Here is a 4,480-nt window from a genome sequence, read left to right on the forward strand (position 1 = left end):
GTAATCATGTTTATTAAAATTGTTTAGGAGGATTTTATGTCTGAAAATAAAGATACAAATAAAAATAGTCAAAATAAGCCTCAATCAAAAGTAAAGAAATTTTTCAAAATTTTCTTTTTAAGTGTTTTATTTTTGTCTATAACTGTATTTATGGTAGGGGCAGGCTATATTTACTCTATAATTAAAAGTACACCACCTTTAGATGTAGATGCTGTACTATCTTTAAATCAACCTTCTATCATGTATGATGATAAAGGAGAATTTATGTCTAATGTTGTTACTACTGAACAACGTTTTGTACTAAAATCAGAAGATATACCACAAAACTTAAAAAACGCTTTCGTTTCAATTGAAGATGAGCGTTTTTATACGCATAAAGGAATTGATGTTAAAAGGATAGTTGGTGCTTTAATTATTGATATTCAAAATATTCTTTCAGGTAAAAGAGGTTTGCATGGAGCATCTACTATAACTCAACAATTACTTAAAAACACTATTTTAACTAATGAGATTTCTATCAAAAGAAAAGTAAAAGAAATATATTTAGCTATAAATCTTGAAGAATTATTAAGTAAAGATGAAATTTTAACTGCTTACTTAAATACAATTCCTATGGGTGGTCATCAATACGGAATTGAAGCTGCCTCTTGGAGATTCTTTAATAAAAGTATTAAAGATGGCTTAACTTTAGTTCAATGTGCTTATTTAGCTGGATTAACTCAGGCACCTACAGCATTAGATGCTTTTAATCCTAAAAACAATGATGATCCATCAGCATATATTAATAGAACTAAAAATGTACTTAGTAAAATGTTAGAATTAGGTTACATTTCAGAAAATGAGTTTAATGAAGCAGTTACTGATTTATCTCCTACAAGTTTTACTTTTGAAAAGGGTGAAAAATTCCAAACTATGGAATACGAGTGGTTTTCTAGACCTGTTATTTCTGAAGTTAAAAAAGATTTACAAGAAAAATTAAAATACTCTGCTGAAGAAGCTGATAAACTTATTGTAAATGGTGGATTAAAAATCCATACTACTATGGATAAAAAATTGCAAGATAACGTTCAGAACATAATAAATTTACCTATTTCTAATTTAACAAACAAGGATGCAAAAGATAAAAATGGTATACCACTAATTCAAGCTGCGGTTTCCATAATGGATTATCATAATGGTCAGGTTAAAGCTTTAGTTGGAGGTAGAGGTACGCAACCAGCTATGTCTTTAAATAGAGCTTATTATGATTTAAGACCTACTGGTTCATCTTCAAAACCATTAAGTGTATATGCACCAGCTATTGATCTTAAACTAATGAATTCATCCACTGTAATAGATGATTCACCTTGGAGTGCTAAAAAATATAAATCATATGGCTATACATCAGCTCCCAAAAATGAAAATCATAAAAATAACGGCTATTTAACTCTTAAAGAAGCTTTAAGAATATCTAACAACGTAGTAGCTCTTAAAGTAGTAGATGAAATTGGATTAAAAAATTCCTTAGCTTATGGAGAAAAATTTGGATTAAAGTATAATTCTAAATCACAAACAAGTATTTCCTCTCTGGCTTTAGGTCAGTTTAATAATGACCCTAATGATAGAGATGGTGGAAATGTATTTACAATGGCAGCTGCTTTTGGCGCCTTTGGAAATAACGGAATACTAACGGAACCTGTATTATATACAAAAGTTGAAGATAGTTCTGGAAATGTAATTTTAGAAGCTAATGCTGAAAAAACAAATGTGATTTCTCCACAAACTGCATATATATTATATGATATGCTAAAAGGACCTATTACTTATTCAGCTAAAGGGGCTAAATTTGGTAACATACCTGTAGCAGGTAAAACTGGTACCACAACAGGTAATAAAGATTACTGGTTTGCAGGATTAACACCATATTACTCTGCTGCTGTATGGATTGGATATGATCAACCAACAACAATGAATGGTGGAAGTGGTAACACAGCTGGTACTTTATGGGGAAAAGTAATGGGAGCAGCTCATAAAGATCTTCCTTATAAAGAAATACATCAACCATCCGGACTAGTAACTGCATCTGTATGTAAAGATTCTGGTTTATTAGCTACTGACTTATGTAAAGCTGACTCTAGAGGTGGTAGAATTGATTCTTTCCTATTTATAGAAGGTCAAGTACCATCTAAACTTTGTGATGTTCATGTTAAAGCAAATATAAATAAATTAAATAATAAACTTGCAACTAATAAAACACCTCAAAGTTTAATACAACAAAGAATTTTTATAAAAAAACCATATTATCACAGCGGAACTTTTGATTCAAAATTTGTTCTTCCAACACAATATGATGATATGAGTTCTTTACCAACTAAACCAAATAATTTTGAAAATACATCAGAAAATAATAACAAACCAAATAACGAAAATAAACCCGGAAATGAAAATAAACCAAATAACGAAAATAAACCCGGAAATGAAAATAAACCAAATAACGAAAATAAACCCGGAAATGAAAATAAACCAGATGATTCAAATAATAAACCTGAAATACCCAATAATGAGGCTTTAAAACCTATTCCACCAAGTGGTGAAAACAATAATACAAGAATAAATTCTGAACCAAAGAAAAATATTATTTTTTGGAGAAATAATCAAAATAAACAATAAATTTCATTTCAATAAAGACTAAGAATAGATTTGTCTATTTTTAGTCTTTAAATTTTTATTCATTAACGATTTGAGGTAACAACTTATTTATTATTCAGTTGTTACTTTTTTTATAATTTCTACCAGTTGCTAACCCCTTATTATAGCTACATTTATTTAACTGATATAAAATTTTTATTTTTTTTTTGAATTTACTATTATTTCATCTTGCATTTTAGCACATTTAGTATTAAAATATTCTATATGTTATTTATTTAGGTTTAAAATACAAAAGGGGGTAATGCTATGGAATTATTAAATAAATTAGTAATTGAAGCTAATAATTTTATATGGACTTATATACTTATAGCTTTATTAATATGCGTAGGTGTATTTTTCACACTTAAAACTAAATTCGTACAATTTAGATACATAAAAGAAATGTTTAGACTTTTAGGAGATGGTATTGGACCTAATTCTAAAAAAGACAAAAATCAAGTTTCTTCATTTCAAGCATTTTGTATAAGTACAGCATCTAGAGTGGGAACTGGTAATATTGCTGGTATTGCTTTTGCAATTTCAGTTGGAGGTCCTGGCGCGGTTTTCTGGATGTGGCTTATTGCATTAATCGGATCTGCATCAAGTTTTGTAGAAAGTACTCTTGCTCAAATATATAAAGTAAAAGATAAAGATTCCTATAGAGGTGGTCCTGCTTATTATATGGAAAAAGGGTTAGGCAAAAAATGGATGGGAATTATCTTTTCTATATTAATCACTATCTGTTTCGGTTTAGTTTTCAATGCAGTGCAAGCTAATACTATTACTGTAGCATTAAATAATGCTTTCGGATTAAATAAAACAATTATAGGAATAATTTTATGTATACTTACTGCGTTAGTTATTTTTGGTGGAATTCATAGAATAGCAAAAGTATCTGAAGTTATAGTTCCTATATTAGCAGTTGCTTATATATTAGTTGCCATATTCATTATATTAATCAACTTCAAACAAATTCCTAACATATTTAAATTAATATTTGAAGGCGCATTTGGAATAAAACAGTTTGCTGTTGGTGGTATTGGTGCTGCTGTTTCCCAAGGAGTTAAAAGAGGATTATTTTCTAATGAAGCAGGTATGGGTAGTGCTCCAAACGCTGCTGCAACAGCAGAGGTATCTCATCCTGTTAAACAAGGTTTAATTCAAACTTTAGGTGTATTTACTGATACACTAATTATTTGTTCATGTACAGCATTTATTATTTTAGTTTCAGGTACTTATAATAACACATCATTAACTGGAATTGAATTGACGCAAACTGCTTTAAATTCTCAACTTGGAGCTTTTGGTACATATTTTATAGCATTTTGTATATTATTATTTGCATTTAGTTCTATTGTTGGGAACTTTTACTACGGACAATCAAATATTGAATTTATAAAAAACAATAAAATAATTTTAAATATATATAGAATGTTTGTTATTTTCATGATTATGTTTGGTTCCTTAACTGAAGTAGCTATTGTTTGGAACTTAGCTGATTTATTTATGGGATTAATGGCAATATTAAACCTTATAGCTATAATCTTACTTGGAAAATTTGCTTTCCTTGCACTTAAAGATTATACTAATCAAAAAAAACAAGGAATAAAAGAACCTGTATTTAAAGCCTCTTCTATTCCAGGACTTAAAAATGCTGATGAATGGTAATAATATATTTTAAATAAAAGGGGCTGTCGCACTAAATAATTAGTGAACAGCTCCTTTTTTCTTTAAAAAAATAAATCCCAAACTCCACGAGTTTAGGATTTATGGTAAAATATTCTTATGCTTAAAAAAAATATTTTGCAAAAAG

Annotated in this window: 2 protein-coding genes; both read left to right on the forward strand. The window is 28.8% G+C overall.

Annotated features, from left to right (window positions below):
* Window positions 1-36: 36 nt before the first annotated feature.
* Window positions 37-2,649: a transglycosylase domain-containing protein gene (locus GBZ86_RS13080; protein ID WP_152891326.1), complete on the forward strand. Its 2,613-nt coding sequence runs from the start codon at window positions 37-39 to the stop codon at window positions 2,647-2,649.
* A 285-nt stretch (window positions 2,650-2,934) separates the two neighbouring features.
* Entirely contained in the window at window positions 2,935-4,335 is a 1,401-nt protein-coding gene (locus GBZ86_RS13085; RefSeq protein ID WP_152891328.1) for an alanine/glycine:cation symporter family protein, read from the forward strand.
* Window positions 4,336-4,480: the final 145 nt, after the last annotated feature.

Source organism: Clostridium tarantellae (assembly GCF_009295725.1).
GTDB lineage: Bacteria > Bacillota > Clostridia > Clostridiales > Clostridiaceae > Sarcina > Sarcina tarantellae.

Coding starts and splice junctions, on each gene's coding strand:
- GBZ86_RS13080 (WP_152891326.1), top strand. CDS start 37: ATGTCTGAAAATAAAGATACAAATAAAAATAGTCAAAATAAGCCTCAA.
- GBZ86_RS13085 (WP_152891328.1), top strand. CDS start 2,935: ATGGAATTATTAAATAAATTAGTAATTGAAGCTAATAATTTTATATGG.